A 19069-nucleotide genomic window follows, 5' to 3' on the forward strand; every position below is an offset into this window, starting at 1 on the left:
TATTGTTTTGGGAGTTTAAACTAATGTTAAAAAATGATTGTGAAAGCAACGGTTTAAAACGAAGATTTTAAGCCAAGGTTTAAAGCCAATTCTAAGGTTGCCCTCTGTTTGTGATTGAGGGACAGTTGAGCGGCCTTCATGCTTGATCAATCTTGATTTGGTCTTGATTTGATCTTGATTGTGCTTTAATTCGCTTGAATTTGACCTTAGTTTGACTTTGGTTTGACCGTGCTTCAACTTGAATTGGGTTTAAATTGAGCTTTAGTTGAATTTTGATTGAATTTGGATTGAGTTTGGACGAAACCTGAATTGAACTGGAATTAAAAAACCGGGAGAACCCGTTCAGGATTCCCCCGAATCTGCATTCATTCATCCTTCTAGGTCAGCAATTGCACTGAAACGGGAGTGCAACATCATCGCTCAAGATCAAAGTTCAAAGCCAAAGTGAAAAACCGCAATGCAACGCTTTCAACCATGGGCCAGTTACCCTAGCCGATCGACAGCTTCACAACCTTGTTCTTTTCTTCTTCCACCTTGGGCAACCGCAGTTCCAAAATGCCATTTTGATAGTTGGCAGTGGCTTGGGCATTTTGAACGCGGGTAGGCAACGAAATCACTCGTTGAAACTTGCCGTAACGAAATTCGGTGCGGAAAGCGCTGTCTTCTTGGACGGTTTTCTCGGAGCGTCGCTCACCAGCGATCGAAACCGACTCCGCCGTCACTTCCACATCAACGGTTTTCGGATCAACGCCCGGTAGCTCCAGGCGCAACAATAGCGCATCAGCGGTTTCTTCCAATTCCGCAGCCGGTGCGTGGTGCAATTCCGGATCGATCGCCAAAGGAGTCATCAGTGCGCCATCCAAGAGTCGATCAAAACGACGACGGAGCGACTCAATTTCTCGATAGGGTTCCCAACGAATCAAGGTCATTTTAGCCACCTCGCGAACTCCTGAAATCAACAATTTGGGAGAAGGACTTGCTTGAGGATCAACCTCAAGAATCGAGTTCAATCTTGCTCGAATTGGTTCAATTTTGCGTGGAGCGTTTTGCTCTGCACAATCTCAAGATAACTCGCTCAAACAGAAGCTAGATTCGGTTTGCACGACCCATTCAAGGGCAGTTCCCACACCTGAGTTTTCAGAAGCCAATGGCTGAGACATTGTGTTGAAAGCTAAACTGCTGACCCAACTGCTGACCAAACTGCCTAATCGCTTTTGCTGCTGACTGCTGAGGCTTAATCGAAGAAATAAAAATGCTAAAAAGGCGCAGTGATATTGCAGTCAAATTAAGACAGTTGCAAGGATGAAAACCGTACTTGAGTGGGCTTGAAAACCGATAATTTGTCCGATGACAGCCGGAAATTCAGCGGGGGCCGAACCGGGTGCTTAACTGGGTATGGGAACTGTTGTGGGGATGGATGACAGGATGGGTTTTGGGATGAATTGGGGGATGAATTGCGGGCCTGGCTGCTCGATCGAGCCTATTCTGTTAGCGCTCCCAACCACGGACAGCGATTGGCGGTGGCTGGCGGGTGGCATGGGGCTGTTGGTGTTGTATTTGCTGGCTTCGGCAGCAACGGAAATGGGAACCCGCCGCCCGATCGGGTGGCGATCGCCCAAGCACCCATCAAGGGACGCGGCCCCATCAGCGGGCGATCGAGAATCGTCTGTGCCTCCCCAGCCCTAGGAAAACCTTTTAAGATCGAGCAGTTGCGGCCCAGGGATCAGACCCCAAATCGAAACCGATCGCATTGAAATTGGATTGAAATTGGATTGCGCCTTGCATTGAGATTGATCGAACCCCGATCAAATTGCCCATGAATGTTCAGGAACTCCTCGCCATGTTTTTTGGTTTAAAGCAAAAGTCCACGATGCCCACCGCCAAAGAAGCGTTACCGGGGCGATCGACCAAAATGCCCATCAAGAATCAGCATTTTGTGAATGGCAACCCGATCGAGGGGCCCTTCCCGGCCGGTCTGGAAACGGCCCTGTTTGGGTTGGGTTGTTTTTGGGGAGCCGAGCGCAAGTTTTGGCAAACCCCCGGCGTATTTTCCACGGCCGTGGGCTATGCGGCCGGGCACACGCCCAACCCCACTTACCACGAAGTTTGCACGGGCCTGACGGGCCACAACGAAGTGGTGCTGGTGGTCTATGACCCGCAACAGGTGAGCTATGAGCAACTGTTGAAGGTCTTTTGGGAAAGCCACAACCCCACCCAAGGGATGCGCCAGGGCAACGATGTGGGAACCCAATATCGATCGGGCATCTATACCTACAACGAAGCCCAAAAGGCGGCGGCGATCGGCTCCAAGGAACAGTACCAAGGGGCCCTGACCCAAGCGGGCCATGGGGACATCACCACGGAAATTCTGGATGCGCCGGAGTTTTACTACGCGGAAGACTATCACCAGCAATATTTGGCTAAAAATCCCGGCGGCTATTGTGGCCTGGGCGGCACGGGGGTGAGCTGTCCCGTGGGCTTGGCGGTTTAGGGTTCGTTGCTGTGTCTGTTTCGGCCGTGGGTTGTCTTGGGGTTGCCCTCGGGGCCCGGCGGCCGATCGTTCCTTTGTTGGCCCCGGTGGGCCCCTTGCCATGAGCGCGATCGCGATCGATCTTCAGCCGGACTTGGCCTTGGACGATGCCACCTTTGCCCGCATCTGTCGCCAAAATCCCCACTGCAAATTTGAACGAACCGCCGCAGAAGAATTAGTGATCGTGGCCCTCACGGGAGGCGGAACGGGACAGCGCAACTCACGCCTCACGGCGCGGTTGGTGTTGTGGAATGAAGAGACGGGCTTGGGCGAGGTGTTTGACTCTTCCACGGGGTTTAAACTGCCGAACGGAGCCATTCGATCGCCCGATGTTGCTTGGGTCAGCCGCGATCGCTGGTTGGCCCTCAGCGCCAAGGAACAGGATAGCTATCCGCCCCTTTGTCCTGATTTTGTGGTGGAGCTAAAGTCGCCCAGTGATGACTTGGGCCAAGTGCAAGCAAAGATGCAGGAATATCTCAACAATGGGCTGCGTTTGGGGTGGTTGCTGGATCCGGCGGAGGCGATCGCCCAGATCTACCGACCCGATCGCCCGGTGGAAACCCTGAAATCCCCCACCACCTTGAGCGGCGATAGTTGCTTACCGGGGTTTTCCCTCTCTTTGGCCGGCATTTTGGATTCCTAGATTTTGAATTCCTAGATTTTGGATTCCTAGGAGGTTGATGGGGGAGCGGCCTGAGGGGCTGGCGATCGTTGGCCAAACATGGCCGTGATTGCCGTGTCGAGGGTGGGTTGCATCACAATTCGATCGCCATGGGCCACCACCAGCCGAATCAGGGTCGGCAGGCCGCCCGCATCGGCCGCGAGATATAGCGGCTCCACATAGAGAATGGACCGCCCGATCGGGATGGCGACTAAGTTCCCTTGAATCACCTTGGAACCCTGGCGATTCCAAAGGCTAATTTGGCGTGCAATGTCCGGATCCTGATTAATGCGGGCTTCCACCTGCTCAATCCCAAACACCAGCCGATCCTTGGGGAATTGATAGAGCAAGAGTCGGCCGTAGCGATCGCCATCGGAGCGGGCCGCCAACCAGCCAATCAGGTTGCTGCGCTTGGCGGGGCTGAAGGGCAACAACTGCACAAACTCCGGTTGGCTGGTGCCGGGCAGTTGCATCAGGGCAAAGTAGGGCTGAATCGGTTGGGGCTGGTTGCCGTAAATTTCGTTGGGAATTTGCCACAGATCCTCCCGGTTATAGAACTCCTGGGGATTGCTCATGTGATAGGTCAGCAGCTTTTCCGATTGCACAGCAAACAGATCGATCGGGTAGCGGAAGTGTGATCGAATGGCCGGCGGGCATTGGTCGATCGGGCGCAAGAGTTCCGGGAACACCGCTTGCCAACTGCGAATCAGCGGATCATCCCCATCGGCCACATAAAACCGCACCGTGCCGTTATAGGCATCAATCACCGCTTTCACGGAATTGCGAATGTAATTAAAACCGGCGCGGCTGGGTTCGGAATAGGGATAACGGCGGCTGGTGGTGTAGCCATCCACAATCCAGAACAGGTGGCTGCGGCGATCGAACCCATCGGTATCCGCCGCCGATTGCAGGTTCACGGCCACGGCGTAGGGATCGCGATCGAACTGCAAGAAGGGGGCGATCGTCCGTACCCGTTCCCGCACATTCCGCCGCCAGAGCAAGCGCGTGTCCGGCGTGAGGTTATTGGTCAGCAGTAACTGCCAATCGCGTAGATAGACCGCCAACAGCCACCGCTTCCACCAGTGATCGCCCAGTAGCACCCCGCCTTGACCGTCGTAGTGGTTATAGGCGTTGTCATTGCCTCGGGGATAGTCCAACTCTTGGGCTGCGGTCGGAGCCAGGATGTAGGTATTGGTCAGCTCACCAAAGTAGACCCGGGGCCGATCAAGGGGAATGCCCTGGCTCACCTGCCCATTGGCGGCCCGTAGGATGCCACCGCCCGCGTCATCAGTGCCGGAACCAATGTCCCGAACCCAATAGAGCGGCAGGCCACCGGCTCCCACTTGGTTGGCGGGACTGAGGGTGAAGCCATAGCCGTGGGTGTAGACCAAATGGCGGTTCAGCCAAGTTTGGGCCGGGGCTGACAGGGCGGTGGTGTCCAACTCCCGCATGGAGAGGATGGTGGGATGGAGGGTCGATCGGTCTGTGGCGGCCGGGGCCGGATTGGGCCGATCGGGCAATCGGTACCGATCGAGGTCTGCGTTGGCAAATCGGTAATAGGAGCGGATTTGTTGTAACTGCCGATTGGTATCTAGCAGCGGGTTCGTGTCCCAAAGGCGCACACTGTCGAGGGTCGGTTCATAGGTTTGCAGATCCTCCGCGCTGAGGGTGGCTTGGGGGTCAAAGGATTCCGCTTGCACCCGATCGAGACCAAACGCTGATCGGGTAAAGGCAATGTTGCGCTCAATGTAGGGCCGTTCCCGCTCCAGCTCATTGGGTTCCACAATTGCCCCCTGCACCGCCTCGGGCAACAGAAAACCCAGACTGATGCCCCCGATCGCGTAGCACAACAGCCCGATCGCCACCAACCGGGGCGGCAAATCCGGCCGGCGATCGCCCGTGGGTTGTGCCACCCGGCCATCCAGCCAGCGCCGAGGTTGCAACCCCGTCAAGGCATAGCCCAGCAGCCAAACCCCACTGCCCAAGGACACCAACCCCAAGCCAATGTTGGCTGGCAACTGCACGCGAATATCCGCAAAGCCGGCTCCATAGGCAGCACCTCGGGTGGAATTGAGCAAATCAAAACAGGCAACCCCGGCGCTGATGCCCGCTGCCAACAACACCAACCCCAAGAGGCCGCAGCCATGCCGCCATTCCCCCACCGTGAAGCCGGGAAATCGCCCCCGAGCCAAGGATTTCTGACTGAGCAGGTAATATAGCCCCACCAACAGGGCCGACCAAAGCAACAGCCCGATCGCCCAAAACTCCAACAGTTCCACCAGGGGCAAGCCAAACACAAACCAGCCCACATCCAACCCAAACACCGGATCCACCTGCTGAAATCGGCTGGGGTGGGCGGCCAGCAAAATCGTCGCCCAATGTTGGGAGCCAATCCAGGCAAAGTTCAACGCGGCGATCGCCCCTAAGGCCCGCAAGCCCCACCTCGGCGCGATCGCCCCCAGGGCCCAAAGGCATCCCGGCAGCGCCAACCACCACCATTGTCCCGATCGCAACGGTTCCAGCAGTTCCCACAACAACAGCGGTTGCAAACGAGGAACCGCCGTGGGTAAGGCTTCCCGCCCCGCCGTCCAGCCAATTTGCCCGTAATGCACCACCAGCAGGGCCAACCCCAGGGCCAACAATCCCGACACCAGCAGCAATGGCAGCAAATCTAGCCGGCCGCCCACCAGCCGTTCCCCGCGCGGTTCGATCGCCCGAGGCATCACCCACCAGGGGCGATCGGGATCAGGGCCCAGGGCCACCGACTCCCGGCGGTTGAGCTGTTCCGCCAGCCACAGATTGCCCCACAGCACCGCCAACGACCCGATCGCCCCCACCCCAAACAGAGCCGCCTGCACCGCCAGCCGCATCCACCAAAGGGAGCCATAGCCCAACTGGCCAAACCAAAGGCCATCCCCCAGCCAGCGCACCGCCAGCCCGATCGCCAGCACAAAACCCAACCCGCCTAGGGCCCACCGCCAGGGTTGCTGCCTGGCTCGATCGGGGGCCGCTATGGGGGGCGTTGAATTGACAGCCAAGGGCGATCGCGTCCGGGTCATCGAAAGTCTCCAGCCTCAATGAACGTTGTCTAGCGGAATGTTGGAAAAAAAACAACTGTTCCGCGCCGCCGCCCCTGGGCAACAGCCACCATCAGGCCGACGATTGAGGCGATTTAAAGGCCTGACGAACTTTAGGCCGAAACAGGTAGAACAAAATCAAAAGGGCGATCGCCAATTGAAACCCTAACTGCGACAGGGTTGAGGCCGGAACTGAAGCCGATCCTAGGGCGATCGAACTCACGAGCGACTGTCCCAAACTCAAAACCTGCAAAATCTGCCAAATCAATGTCAAAATCCAAGCCCATTGCTTCAACTTCCAGAGGCCATATCCCAGCAATCCCCCCACCAGCGAGAGCAACACCCCAATTCCCCCAAACACCAAAATCAACGTCGGAACCATCCCCAGCATCATCGCCTGGGCTTGCGGATCTGAATTGGAACCGGCGGTTTGGAGTTGCAGTTTGAGGCTCTCGATCGTGCTATCCACTAAAAATTGCCGCCATTGGGGAATCACCAATACCGACAAACTGAGCAAGAACCCAAAACCACTATAGAAAAACTGCAAGCCCGCCAGAATGGTCACACCTAAGGGGCGCTTGGTCATAATCTTTGGATTGATTGCCAGATCACGCCTCGGTTATAGCAATGAAATTCCGAAACGTTCTGGGGCAAATCGTGCTATTTCTGCAAGGGATTTCTCGGGAATTTCTGTGGAGTAGCCCCGGCCCATGAAAACGAAAGTTTCGCCCCTGAACCCGATTTGGCTATTTCTAATTGCCTTCGCCACGGTGGTGGCGGCCTATGGCGGCAAGATGAAACCCCTGACGGAGGCTTCCTTCAAAGGGGCGGGCAGCGCGGTGGAACTGGCGATCGGGCTGGTGGGTTCCATGGCCCTGTGGTTGGGGATTATGCGCGTGGCGGAGGAAGCTGGGTTGATGCAGGCGATCGCCCGGGCGATTCGGCCCGTGATGGTGCGGCTGTTTCCGACCGTGCCGCCGGAGCATCCCGCCATGTCCGCCATGATCATGAACTTGGCGGCCAACGCGCTGGGCTTGGGCAACGCGGCCACGCCCTTGGGTTTGAAGGCGATGAAAGAACTCGATCGCCTGAATCCCAACCCCGGCACGGCCACCAACGCCATGTGCTTGTTTTTGGCGATTAACACGGCCTCGGTGACGCTGATTCCCTTGGAGGTGATCGCCGTGCGGGCCAGCGCGGGCACGACCCAACCGGCCTCGATCGTCCTCACCACTCTGATTGCCACGGCGATCGGGACAACAGCGGCGGTGCTGGCCGCCAAGTTTGCCGCCCGTCGATCGCCTGATTCAGCCCCGGTGATTGAGCCAACCGAGCCGATCGCATCCGCAACCGATGATTCAGAGGCGATCGAACCGGCCGTGGACACCGCCCCGCCGCCTGTATTGCATCCCCCCAGCCGTGTCGGTCAACTGGTGTTTGGTGGGTTGGTGCTGGCGTTTCTCGGGGCGATCGTCCAAAAGGTGATCCGCCACGGTTTTGGCTTTGTCTTCAGCTTGGAAGGCTTCACCACCATTTCCAACTGGGTGCTGCCGATGTTTATCAGCGGCTTCCTAATCTATGGCTACTTTCGCGGCGTGCGGGTCTATGAAGCCCTGACCGAGGGTGCAAAGGAAGGCTTTGAAATTGCCGTGCGGGTAATTCCGTTTATGGTGGCAATTTTCGTGGCGATCGGGATGTTCCGGGCCAGCGGCGCGTTGGAATTGCTGACCAATCTGCTCACTCCCGTCACCGCCTTAATTGGGATGCCCGCCGAAGCGCTGCCCATGGCCCTGATTCGGCCGCTGTCCGGCAGTGGCGCGTTTGGCTTCATGTCGGAAATTGTGAAAGCCAACCCCAACAGCTTCCTGGCGGATTTGGTTTCCACCATGCAGGGCGCATCGGACACCACGTTCTATACGCTGGCGGTTTATTTCGGCAGTGTGGCGATTATTCGGACGCGCTATGCCTTGCCGGTGGGGTTATTTGCGGATGCGGTCAGTGCGATCGCCTCGGTGTTGGTTTGTCGGTTGCTGCTGCCGGGTGCGGCCTAGGCGATCGCGCTGATGCCTAGCCCAATGAGAGACCCCTCACCGAGTCTGGTGTGTTGGAAGTTCAATCGTAAAAGTTGTTCCTACACCAATTTCTGACTCACAAAATAGCCTGCCATGATGATTTTCAGTAATGATCTGATAGCTAATCGAAAGCCCGAGTCCTGTGCCCTTTCCAATTGGCTTGGTTGTAAAAAATGGATCAAAGATATTGGACATAATCTCCTGAGTCATTCCCGATCCATTGTCACTAACTGCGATTTTGATTTTTTGCTCAGAGATTTCTTCTGTCTGAATCTTAATCTGAGGATGAATTTCTGGTGTCTTGGATCGTTGATTCAAGCTATCAAGTGCATCAATAGCATTCATCAACACACTCATCAATACTTGGTTGATTTGTCCTGCATAGCACTCAATCAATGGTAGTTCACCGTAATATTTGCGAATTTGAATTTCGGAACGATGGTCAGTTGCTTGCAGTCGGTGTTGCAGAATCAGCAGCGTACTTTCAATTCCATCATGAATATTGACTACTTTAAGTTTTGCTTCATCTAATCGTGCAAAATTACGCAATGACAAAACAATTTCGCGAATCCGCTCAGTACCAATCTGCATTGACTGAAGAGTCTTGATGATATCCTCTTGCACAAAAATAAGATCAATTTCATCAATTTTATCTTGCAATGTAGTCGGAAATTGTGGAATTTGTTCTTGACATGCTTGAATCACCCCAATCAAGTCCTGAACGTAGCTAGTGATATGGACTAAGTTGCTATGAATGAACCCCAGTGGGTTATTAATTTCATGAGCAATACCAGCTACCATCTGCCCTAAAGATGACATCTTCTCAGACTGAATCATTTGAATTTGGGTGTGATGTAATTCAGATAATGCGCTATCCAGTTGAGTATTTTTGGCGCTGAGATCTTGAACAGCAACTTCTAAAGCTTGAGCTTGTTTGTGAAGAAATTCCTGATATTGTTTGATTTGATTGGTTGAACTCTTTAGAGACTGGGCTAGCAGTCGAATTTCATTATTTGGTAATCCTTCAGGCATCACAAATTGGTCAATGCTATTTAGGCTGACAATTGTATTTCTGAGTTGCTTGAGGGGGCGCAAGAGAATGCGATTGATCCACATAGCCATGAGGATCAGTGTCAGAGCAATGCCAAAAATATAAATGAGAACTGTTATTGAGAGAGCTTGTACTGCCTGTTTACGAAGGGCATCGGCATCGAGAATAACGATTGCCAGCCCCCGACGGTTAGCCTGACCAAATAAGGTGTTGCTAAACGGTAGTACTGAAACCAAGACGCTATGACGATCAATTCTCGTACTGAAACTAGTTGGTAAACCGGTTTGAGCTGCTTGGTCTAGAACTTCTGTGAATGGAGAGGGTAAGGCTGAAAAGGACAGACGAGTCGGAAACGTATCACTCTGGGCTAAGACCTTGTTCTGGGGATTAATCACCGCGACTTCCATCACTAGCGGTAAGGTGGCATAGTTCTGGACGACCCGCTGAATAATACTGGTGTTACGCAGTTCGATTAATCCTTCGCCGGTGTTACCTAGTTCAATTAATCCTTCGATGGAAAAAACGACACCTTCAGTAATGGATCGGGCCTGTTGTTTTAACTGCTGATCTATTTGTTTATCAGTCAATAGAGCACCAAGAGCCATAATAATAAAACCAGCAATCAACAGTGAAAATAAAACACCCCATATCAGTTGTTGAAACAGATAAAACCGATGCTGTTGCTTTATGGGTTTCATTCTATTGTTTTATAGATTAAGGTTGAATCAATCAGTATCTTCTTTTGAATGAGGTGACCGTTATGAGAATTGATCTTCAGTAATTAGATAATTTCTGTCTTTTCTGGTTTCAGATGATCCTGGGCTGCAAGGACTTATTGATTTAGATCCTGGTCTCCCTCTTTTAGTTCAGCATAATTACTGTCAAGTACTACCTATGAAATAATAGTCCAATGAAAGTCTTTCAGCGTTATCGATGAATTGCTAAAAATTACTACTGAATTACAGCACTACCTGATTCTTTAAATTCTCTGTGGTTTCTCATAGTGAGTTTGCTTGAATAGAAGAGAAACAGGTAACTAGTAAGATGGTCTTTGTCATCACTTCCTGACTTTCTCTCATCATTCTACCTAAATACTACTAGCGGCCGTTTCCACCGAGACTGAACCATCGAGATGTCCTGCCCATCAAAAACCTCAGATGAGTCTGCGACGTTGCTGTGGCTAATCGCTGTGATCTGATTGTTCGTCTGTGCCGCTATCGTTAAAAACAGACCACACAATCACCCCGCAAGGACAAGTTAAGAAGCCCATGGCCAAAGCAATTTGGAACGGAACCGTGATTGCCGAGAGCGATCGCACCGAAGTTGTGGAAGGAAATCACTATTTCCCGCCCGATGCGATTAAGTCGGACTATTTCCAACCCAGCAACACCCACACCACCTGCGGCTGGAAAGGTGTTGCCAGCTACTACACGATCGCCGTGGATGGCCAAACCAACCCCGATGCCGCCTGGTACTATCCCGAACCCAAGGATGCGGCCAAGAAAATCGCCGGTTATGTGGCCTTCTGGCGCGGTGTGAAGGTGGAAGCGTAATGATCGGGGGCGATCGCGCGATCGCCCCCACCGCGAAACGGTTTACCATCCTGGCAGGCAAGGGGCTTAAGCCCCTTGTCCCAGCGACTGTTTCCGCTTGTCCCAGCGACTGTTCCCTGTCAATTTCCCCTAGCCTGCGCCGGATATGTCCCCCGAAATTGCTGCCACGATCGAAATTTTGTCCGCCGACGAGTTGCGCCGCACCGTCAACCGGCTTGCGTCCGAAGTGGTTGAGCGATCGGGCGACCTCTCCAAAGTTGTCCTCGTGGGCATCTACACCCGGGGCGTACCCCTGGCCAAACTGCTGGCCCGCCAAATCGAAATGCTCGAAGGCGTAACCGTTCCCGTCGGCGCACTGGACATCACCTTCTATCGCGACGACCTCGACAAAATTGGCCCCCGCACCCCCGAACGCAGCGATATTCCCGTTGATCTCACGGGCAAAATCACTGTTTTGGTGGATGACGTAATCTTCACGGGCCGCACGATTCGTGGAGCCTTAAACGCCACCTTGGATTACGGCCGGCCCGAGTCGATTCGGTTGTTATCTTTGGTCGATCGGGGCCATCGCCAACTGCCTATTCACCCGGACTACACCGGCAAAGTGCTGCCCACCGCCAAGGACGAAAAGGTGAAAGTCTACCTCCAAGAACTCGATGGCCGTGATGCCGTCGAACTCAGCCGCGCTCCTGTTAGTTAGTTTCTAAATCAATTGCCAAATTTCTGGGAGCGATTGGCTCAAGCTTAAATCACGACTTTGGTGCAAAAAGAGATTTTGCGAGAAGTCACAGCTGATCGCTTTGATTTTGAAAACTCCAAAATCTCAACTGGCATTCAGGGGGTATCGCGAACTTTCTTGCCTACTGCTGAAGCGATCGGGACGCTAACGGCCAGCGGAACCCGTGATTTTGTGGCGACAGCAGCTCTCAGAGGCTGTGAACCCAATACCTATAAGCAACAATTTTTGGCAGAGATTTACTATCCCGGCCAGTTTCGATCGCTCACGGCCCAGGACTATGCCAAACTCCAGGGATTCCCAGAAAACTTTATTCTGTATCCCAATAGCAGCATCGCTAAGAAACAATTCGGGAATGCGGTTTCTGTGCCGGTAATCGCTGCGATCGCGCAATCCATCTTGCAATGTCTCTGATCTTACTTTTTGCGCTGACCGAAAACTAGCAACACTGGAATGATTATGGAAAGTTCGCTCCTCAAAGCTGCGATTCAACAGGAAATTCAACAAATGATGGATCGTGTTTTGGATAATGCGATCGCCAAAAACCCATTCATTGCGGTGATTAATGCTTACTCTATAGATTTGCGCGTGAGTCAATTTTGTTGAATTTTTTGATCAGATTTCACCATTTTGCTTTTTAGGGTTAGTTTTTAACTGGGATGGATTTTAGGGACTGCTTGACAATGCAAGGTATCATTTTTGACTTTTTGAGAGAATTAAAAATAAAATAAAGATATGACTCTTGGTAAAGAAAATCACGTGCTATGCTCGTTTTACGTCAATTTTAGAGGAAAAGCGATATCTATCATGGCTTAGTCACAGATCGCCGTCAGAGTATCTAAAAGCATTTCTAGCTTGATTAAGACGGTAAACTGTGGCGGCTGGTGTGGATCTTGCATAACTTTTCGGTGAGGTCAATTGATCAAAGGCCTATCGTGGTGGTCTGGGATCGCTTGGGTTTTTGGTCGGGGTACTTTAGCTGTTAGGAGATGCTGTTTTCGGCTGTGATCCCGATCGCTCCCCTGAGCTGAGAACAAGTTGATAGAACCCGTGGGGAGATGGTCTGATGCAGGATCGGCCAGACCTAAGCTAGTATTCGCGCCAAGCAATGGGCTTTTGCTGTGTTTTGGGGGAGTTTTAAAGCTAATTGGGGGCAAATTTAGCTGCTTTGACCTCCGTTAGCCGGATGCGCTCGATTTTTCTCGCTCAAAAACAAGTCCTGTCATGTCCATTCCGTTTCCTATGCTGACGGTTTCTGAACTGAGGGCGGCTATTATCCGCCAACCATTGGTGGTTGATGCGGCGGCAACGGTCTGGGATGTGGTTTCCCTGATGAGTGGGCTGCCGGCGGCCCAGGCGGATCCACAGAAGGCGGCGATCGGGTCTCGCCCCAGTTGTGTGCTGGTGAGGGTGGACGATCGGGTGGTGGGCATTTTGACGGAGCGAGATTTGGTGCGCTTGAGTGCGCAGCAGTGCCCGCTCGATCGCCCGGTGACCGCCGTGATGACGCGGGAACTGGTGATGCTGCGGGAGAGTGAGTTTACGGACTTGTTTTCCACCATTCATCTGTTGACGAAACATCGAATTCGACATTTGCCGGTGGTGGATGAGGCCGATCGCCTGTTGGGGCTAATTACCCAGGAAAGTTTGCGCCAGTTGGCCCGCCCGATCGACCTGTTGCGGTTGCGCCAAGTCCAGGAAGTGATGAGCCGATCGATTGTGGTGACCAGCTCTCACGCCTCTTTGTTGGAATTGGCGCAATTAATGAGTGAGAGCCAGGTGAGTTGCGTGGTGTTGGTGGATCCGGCCCACGCAGCGATCGGGGCGATCGATGATTCAGCGGCGAAATCAGAGAGCGATCTTGAGGGTGATCTTGAGGGCGATCTTGCTGCTGCCTCATCTCTACAGCCGATGGGTGGGCCGCCCGTGGGCCTGGTGACCGAGCGGGATATGGTGCAATTTCAGGCCCTGGGGTTGCCCTTGGATCAAACCAGTGCCCATCTCGTGATGAGCAGCCCGGTGTTTAGCGTCAGTCCCCACACCAGCCTGTGGGAGGCGCAACAGTTGATGGCCGATCGCTGGATTCGGCGATTGGTGATCACCAATGACCAGGGGCAATTGCTGGGCATCCTCAGCCAAACGCGCCTGCTACAGGCCTTGAATCCGCTGGAAATCTACAACTTGGCGACGGTGCTGGAAACCCAGGTGTCGCAGTTGGAGCAAGAACGATTGGCGCTGCTGGAAAGCCGAGCGCAGGAACTGGAGCGGGAGGTGGCCGAGCGCACCGCCCAACTGCGGCAACAGGCGGAACGGGAAGCGCTGTTGCGGGAGGTGGCCACGCAAATTCACAATGCCCTGGATTTGCACACCATTTTGGAAACGACGGTGCAGCAAGTGCAGCGGCTGCTGAACTGTGCGCGGGTGATTGTCTATCAATTTGAGGGCGATTGCAGCGGCGTAACGATCGCGGAGGCTTTGGCGGATCCGAGCGATCAGGGTCAGTCCCTGTTGGGGCGGCGGGTTCAGGATGACTGTTTAGGGTCGGCTTTTTTGGATCCCTTTCGGCGGGGCCAAGTGCGGGTGCTGGAGGATGTCACCACTGCGCCGTTGTCGGACTGCCATCGAAATTTGCTGCTCGGTCTCCAAATGCGGGCCCAATTGATTTTGCCGTTGCTGGTGGGCGATCGCCTGTGGGGGTTGATGGTGGCCAGTGAGCACGATCGCCCGCGACTTTGGCAGGCCGCGGAAATTGACTTGCTGCAAGCCCTGGGGGTGCAGGTGGGCATTGCCCTCAAGCAGGCCACATCCCATGCGGTCTTGGCCGCGGAGTTGGAAGAGCGTCGCCGGGCCGAGGCGGCCTTGCGGGAAGCGGAAGCACACCAACGGGCCCTAGTCAGTGCGCTGCCGGATTTGTTAGTGCGGCTGAATGCTGAAGGGATTTTTCTGGAATTTGTCGCCAACCCTGAGTTCGATCGGGTTGGCGATTTAAGTAGTTGGGTCGGTAAGCATGTGTCGGAATTGCTGCCGCCGGTGGCCGCCCAGAAGCGGATGAAAGCCATTCAGCGAGCCTTGGCCACCAAAACCGTGCAGTTTTATGAGCAAAATCTGTCCACCCATGAGGTGTTGCGGATTGAGGAAGTGCGGGTGGTTCCTTACCGCGATGACGAGGTGTTGGTTTTGGTGCGCAACATCAGCGATCGCAAACAGGTGGAATGGCAACTGCGAGATTTGAATCAGTCCTTGGAGCGGAAGGTGGCCAAGCGCACCACCACGCTGCAAATTCGGGAAGCTCAGATTCGGGCAATGGTGGCGGCCATTCCCGATCGCCTGCTGCGGGTGACCCCTCGGGGCCAATGTTTGGACTACAGCACCCTCACCCAGGCGAAACATCCCTGGGGCCGCTTCCGCGCTGAGGCGACTGGCGATTCGTTGGAGGCAGCGGACACCCCAACCCTCTCCCAGTTGACCGATTGGGTGGCGGCGGATCAGTTGGAGGCGGTGTTGGAGGCGGTGAACCAGACGATCGAAACCGGCCAACTGCAAGTCATTGAACAGCGGCGGATCCTGGGCGATCGGGTTCTGGATGAGGAATTGCGGATTGTGGGCAGTGATGCGGATGCGGCCCTGGTGATGGTGCGGGATGTGACCGAGCGCAAGGCCGCCGAAGCCCAACTGCAGGAACGGGAAGCTCGCTATCGTGGCTTGATGGCGGGGGCAAGCGATGCGATCGTGGTGACCAACCTTCAAGGGGAAATCCTGGAAGTGAATCGCAAGGCGGAGGAACTGTTTGGCTATGACCGTGCCCAACTGATCCAGATGCACCAATCCCAGTTGCACCCGATCGATTGCCAGGAGGAGATGGTGCAGGCCTTCCAATCGGTGATTACGGATGGTCCCTGCCAGCTCACCAATGGTCAAATTCAGCGGGCCGATGGGCAAGCAATTCCGGTGGAAATTACCGGCTCGATCGTGCAGGTGGGCCAAACCCAACTGGTGCAAGGCATCTTTCGGGATATTCGCGATCGCAAAAATGCCGAACGCCAATTGGCCGACCTGTCCCAGCGGCTCACCCTTGCCCTGGAATCCGGCGCGATCGGTTGTTGGCAATGGAATATTCGAGCCAATACCCTGGTTTGGGATGAGCGGATGTACAGCCTGTATGGGGTTGCGCCCGTGGAACCCGGCCAAAATCAGCGCCTGCCCTACGACATTTGGGCCAGTTCCGTCCATCCGGACGATCGACCGGCCACCGAACAGTTACTCCATGCCGCCACACGCGGCGAAGCCCGTTACGACACCGAATTTCGAGTCATGCTTGCCGATGGCACCGTCCGCCACATCAAGGCCTATGGCGAGCTGCTTTGTGATGCCCAAGGCCAGCCCCAAAGCATGATTGGCGTGAACTATGACATCAGCGATCGCAAACAGGCCGAGGCGGCCCTGCGGCAAAGCGAAGAGAAATTCCGCCGTGTATTTGACTCCAACGTGGTGGGAACCATCTTCACCAACTTTGAGGGGCTGATTGTTGATGCCAACGATTGCTTCTTGGAAATGCTGGGCTACGATCGCCTGGACTTGCAAGCCGGGCGCTTAAACTGGGCCGAACTCACACCACCCGAATATCGAGCGCAAGATATCGCGGCCATTGAACACCTGCGGCAACACGAGTCGATCGCCCCTTGGGAAAAGGCCTACGTGCATCGAAATGGCCATTGGGTGTGGGTGCTAATCGGCGTGGCCATGATTGCCCCCGCAACCGGTAGCTGTGTTTGCGTGGTGGTGGACATCAGCGATCGCAAACGTTCCGAAGAAGCCCTGCGCGAGAGCGAAGAAAAATTCCGCCAATTGGCCGAAGCCGTGGATTCGGTATTTTGGATTTTGGATCTCAATCGCACCAATCGGATCTACGTCAGCCCCGCCTACGAGCGGATTTGGGGCAGACCCAGCGAAGAACTCTATATCACCCCCGACAGTTGGGCCACCAGCATTCACCCTTTGGATCACGATCGGGTCTTAACCGCCATTCCTAAACAGTTATTGGGCGAATTTGACGAGGAATATCGGATCCTGCGGCCCGATGGCGAACAACGTTGGATTCGCGATCGGGCATTCCCCATTTGCAACGCCCAAGGAGAGGTTTATCGCCTCGCGGGCATTGCCGAAGACATCACCCCCCTCAAGCAAGCAGAACTGGAGCGAGAACGGCTGCTTCAGGAATTGGCCGCCTTTAAGCTGGCGCTCGATGCCTCCGCGATCGTGGTGATTACCGATGCCCAAGGGGTCATGACCTATGTCAACGATCGATTTATCGCGGTTTCCGGCTACAGCCGCGAGGAATTGATTGGCAAAACCCATCGACTGGTGAAGTCTGGCCACCATCCCGCCTCCTTCTTCAAGGACTTGTGGGACACCATTTTGGCGGGGCAAATTTGGCGCGGGGAAATTTGCAACCGAGCGAAAGATGGTCGGCTCTATTGGGTAGACAGCACGATCGTGCCGTTTCTCGATCGCGCAGGGAAACCGATTCGATTTTTGGCCGTTCGTTTTGATATCACCCCGCGCAAACGAGCAGAAATTGACCTCAAAAATAGCAACTTCCTGCTTTCCACCATCAGCCAAGCCCAAACGGAATTTATTACGGCTGCCAATCGATTAACAATCTTTGAAGGCCTTCTGAATGGCTTATTAGAACTGACCGAAAGTGAATATGGCTTTATCGGAGAAGCGCTATTTCGAGGCGATGGCAGTGCCGCGATCGAAGAAGGCTTTCTCAAAATTAAAGGCGTTCCCTACCTGCAATCCCACAGCGTCACCAACATTGCTTGGGATGCAAATGCGCAAAAGTTCTATGAAGATAACTATGAAACGGGAATGCAATTTACCAACATGAACACGCTCTTTGGCGCGGTGATCATGACCGGTAAACCCGTGATTGCCAACAGTCCCAGCACCGACCCGCGCAGTGGCGGTACACCACCCGGCCACCCTCCCTTGCAGGCATTTTTAGGCATTCCATTCTATCAAGGCAATCAATTGGTGGGGATGATTGGAATTGCCAACCGGCCCGGCGGTTATGAGTCGAGGATGGTGGGCTATCTAGAGCCATTTTTGGTCACCTGTAGCACCCTAATTGAGGGCTATCGGGTCGATCGCCAGCGCCGCCAAGCTGAAGAACAACTACAGCGCACCAATGATGAATTAATTCGGGCGACTCGCCTGAAAGATGAGTTTCTGGCCAACATGAGCCATGAATTACGCACGCCCTTGAATGCCATTTTGGGCATGACCGAAGGGTTGCAGGAACAGGTTTTTGGCTCGATTAATGATAGTCAGCTCAAAGCCTTGGGGACGATCGAGCGTACCGGCTCCCATTTGCTCTCCCTGATTAATGACATTTTGGATGTGGCCAAAATTGAATCGGGGCAATTGGAATTAGATCAAGCGCCCACGGCGATCGTGCCTCTGTGCCAATCTAGTTTGACTTTCATTAAACAACAGGCCCTGAAGAAACATATTCAGGTAGATACTCAAATTCCCAGTCAGTTGCCCCACGCATTGTTAGATGAACGACGAATGCGGCAAGTACTGATTAATTTGCTGAATAATGCCGTGAAGTTCACGCCGGAAAATGGGCGTGTGACGCTGTTGGTTTCCCTGGAAAATTACGCCGTTCAAGAATCGCAGCCGTCTCAATCTTGGCTGCGGTTTTCCATTATCGATACGGGAATTGGGATTGCCCCGAATCAGTTAGATCGGCTGTTCTGTCCCTTTGTGCAAATTGATAGTGCGCTGAATCGCCAATACGAAGGAACGGGGCTGGGTTTGGCCCTGGTGAAGCGGATTGTGGAACTCCACGGCGGCCGGGTGGGGGTCACGAGCAAGGTGGGGAGTGGCAGTTGCTTCACGGTCGATTTGCCCTACCATCCTGGTCGCACGATCGCGGACGCTAGTGATGATCAATCATCGGCCAATTTGGATTCATCGCTGGTGATTGAATCAACGGATGGGGGCCGATCGCCCTGCATTTTGTTGGCGGAAGATCAAGAGGCCAACATCAACACGATCGTGAGTTATTTAACGGCCAAAGGATATCGGGTAATTCTGGCCAAAAATGGTGCAGAGGCGATCGCTCAAGTGCAGCAATCGCAGCCCGATTTGGTGTTAATGGATGTGCAAATGCCGGGGATGGATGGCCTGGAGGCGATGCAATTACTGCGGCAAGATGTGCAATACGCTAACTTGCCGATCGTGGCCCTCACGGCGCTGGCCATGGAGGGCGATCGCGATCGCTGCTTGGCCGCCGGAGCCAATGAGTATTTAACGAAACCAGTGCGCCTGCGCCAGTTGGTGACCACGATTCAAAACCTGCTGCCCCAGTTTCCGAGCTAG

Annotated in this window: 12 protein-coding genes; 8 read left to right on the forward strand and 4 right to left on the reverse strand. The window is 54.1% G+C overall.

Translation table 11 applies throughout. From position 1 onward, the window contains the following. Positions 1 to 488: 488 nt before the first annotated feature. Positions 489 to 929: an Hsp20/alpha crystallin family protein gene (locus H6G53_RS13245; RefSeq protein ID WP_190353693.1), complete on the reverse strand. Its 441-nt coding sequence runs from the start codon at positions 927 to 929 to the stop codon at positions 489 to 491. A 520-nt stretch (positions 930 to 1449) separates the two neighbouring features. On the opposite strand from H6G53_RS13245, the gene H6G53_RS13250 reads away from it, so the two are divergent. The 3 genes from H6G53_RS13250 to H6G53_RS13260 all read left to right on the forward strand — a co-directional run bounded on the left by H6G53_RS13250 (position 1450) and on the right by H6G53_RS13260 (position 3173). Continuing rightward, positions 1450 to 1686: a hypothetical protein gene (locus H6G53_RS13250; protein WP_190533661.1), complete on the forward strand. Its 237-nt coding sequence runs from the start codon at positions 1450 to 1452 to the stop codon at positions 1684 to 1686. 154 nt (positions 1687 to 1840) lie between these two features. After that, on the forward strand, positions 1841 to 2491 hold the full coding sequence (gene msrA / locus H6G53_RS13255) for a peptide-methionine (S)-S-oxide reductase MsrA (protein WP_099534929.1): 651 nt from the start codon (positions 1841 to 1843) through the stop codon (positions 2489 to 2491). Between the two features lie 31 nt (positions 2492 to 2522). Beyond that, on the forward strand, positions 2523 to 3173 hold the full coding sequence (locus H6G53_RS13260) for a Uma2 family endonuclease (protein ID WP_347343144.1): 651 nt from the start codon (positions 2523 to 2525) through the stop codon (positions 3171 to 3173). Positions 3174 to 3199: 26 nt separating this feature from the next. Here the strand turns inward: H6G53_RS13260 and H6G53_RS13265 are convergent, their stop codons facing one another. Both H6G53_RS13265 and H6G53_RS13270 read right to left on the reverse strand, forming a co-directional pair. Then, complete coding sequence (locus H6G53_RS13265) at positions 3200 to 6250, reverse strand: UPF0182 family protein (RefSeq protein ID WP_190533664.1); 3051 nt, start codon at positions 6248 to 6250, stop codon at positions 3200 to 3202. A gap of 91 nt (positions 6251 to 6341) precedes the next feature. Beyond that, positions 6342 to 6854, reverse strand: coding sequence for a hypothetical protein (locus H6G53_RS13270; protein WP_190353652.1), 513 nt, complete (start codon positions 6852 to 6854; stop codon positions 6342 to 6344). Positions 6855 to 6978: 124 nt separating this feature from the next. Between H6G53_RS13270 and H6G53_RS13275 the strand changes: the two genes are divergently transcribed. After that, positions 6979 to 8319, forward strand: a complete 1341-nt coding sequence (locus tag H6G53_RS13275; protein ID WP_190533667.1) for a nucleoside recognition domain-containing protein — start codon at positions 6979 to 6981, stop codon at positions 8317 to 8319. Between the two features lie 36 nt (positions 8320 to 8355). On the opposite strand, the gene H6G53_RS13280 is transcribed toward H6G53_RS13275, so the two are convergent. After that, positions 8356 to 10089, reverse strand: a complete 1734-nt coding sequence (locus H6G53_RS13280; protein WP_190533670.1) for a sensor histidine kinase — start codon at positions 10087 to 10089, stop codon at positions 8356 to 8358. Between the two features lie 570 nt (positions 10090 to 10659). On the opposite strand from H6G53_RS13280, the gene H6G53_RS13285 reads away from it, so the two are divergent. The 4 genes from H6G53_RS13285 to H6G53_RS13300 all read left to right on the forward strand — a co-directional run bounded on the left by H6G53_RS13285 (position 10660) and on the right by H6G53_RS13300 (position 19069). Then, the gene (locus H6G53_RS13285; RefSeq protein WP_099534917.1) at positions 10660 to 10944 is read left to right on the forward strand and encodes a DUF427 domain-containing protein; all 285 of its coding nucleotides are present in this window, start codon (positions 10660 to 10662) and stop codon (positions 10942 to 10944) included. A gap of 145 nt (positions 10945 to 11089) precedes the next feature. After that, positions 11090 to 11644, forward strand: a complete 555-nt coding sequence (gene pyrR / locus H6G53_RS13290) for a bifunctional pyr operon transcriptional regulator/uracil phosphoribosyltransferase PyrR (protein ID WP_190353654.1) — start codon at positions 11090 to 11092, stop codon at positions 11642 to 11644. 156 nt (positions 11645 to 11800) lie between these two features. Beyond that, entirely contained in the window at positions 11801 to 12094 is a 294-nt protein-coding gene (locus tag H6G53_RS13295) for a DNA cytosine methyltransferase (RefSeq protein ID WP_190533674.1), read from the forward strand. Between the two features lie 828 nt (positions 12095 to 12922). Further along, positions 12923 to 19069 carry a PAS domain S-box protein gene (locus H6G53_RS13300; RefSeq protein WP_190533676.1) on the forward strand — a complete coding sequence of 2049 codons (6147 nt, stop codon included), beginning with the start codon at positions 12923 to 12925 and terminating at the stop codon, positions 19067 to 19069.

Origin of the sequence: Limnothrix sp. FACHB-406 (genome assembly GCF_014698235.1) — a bacterium.
Taxonomy (GTDB): Bacteria; Cyanobacteriota; Cyanobacteriia; order CACIAM-69d; family CACIAM-69d; genus CACIAM-69d.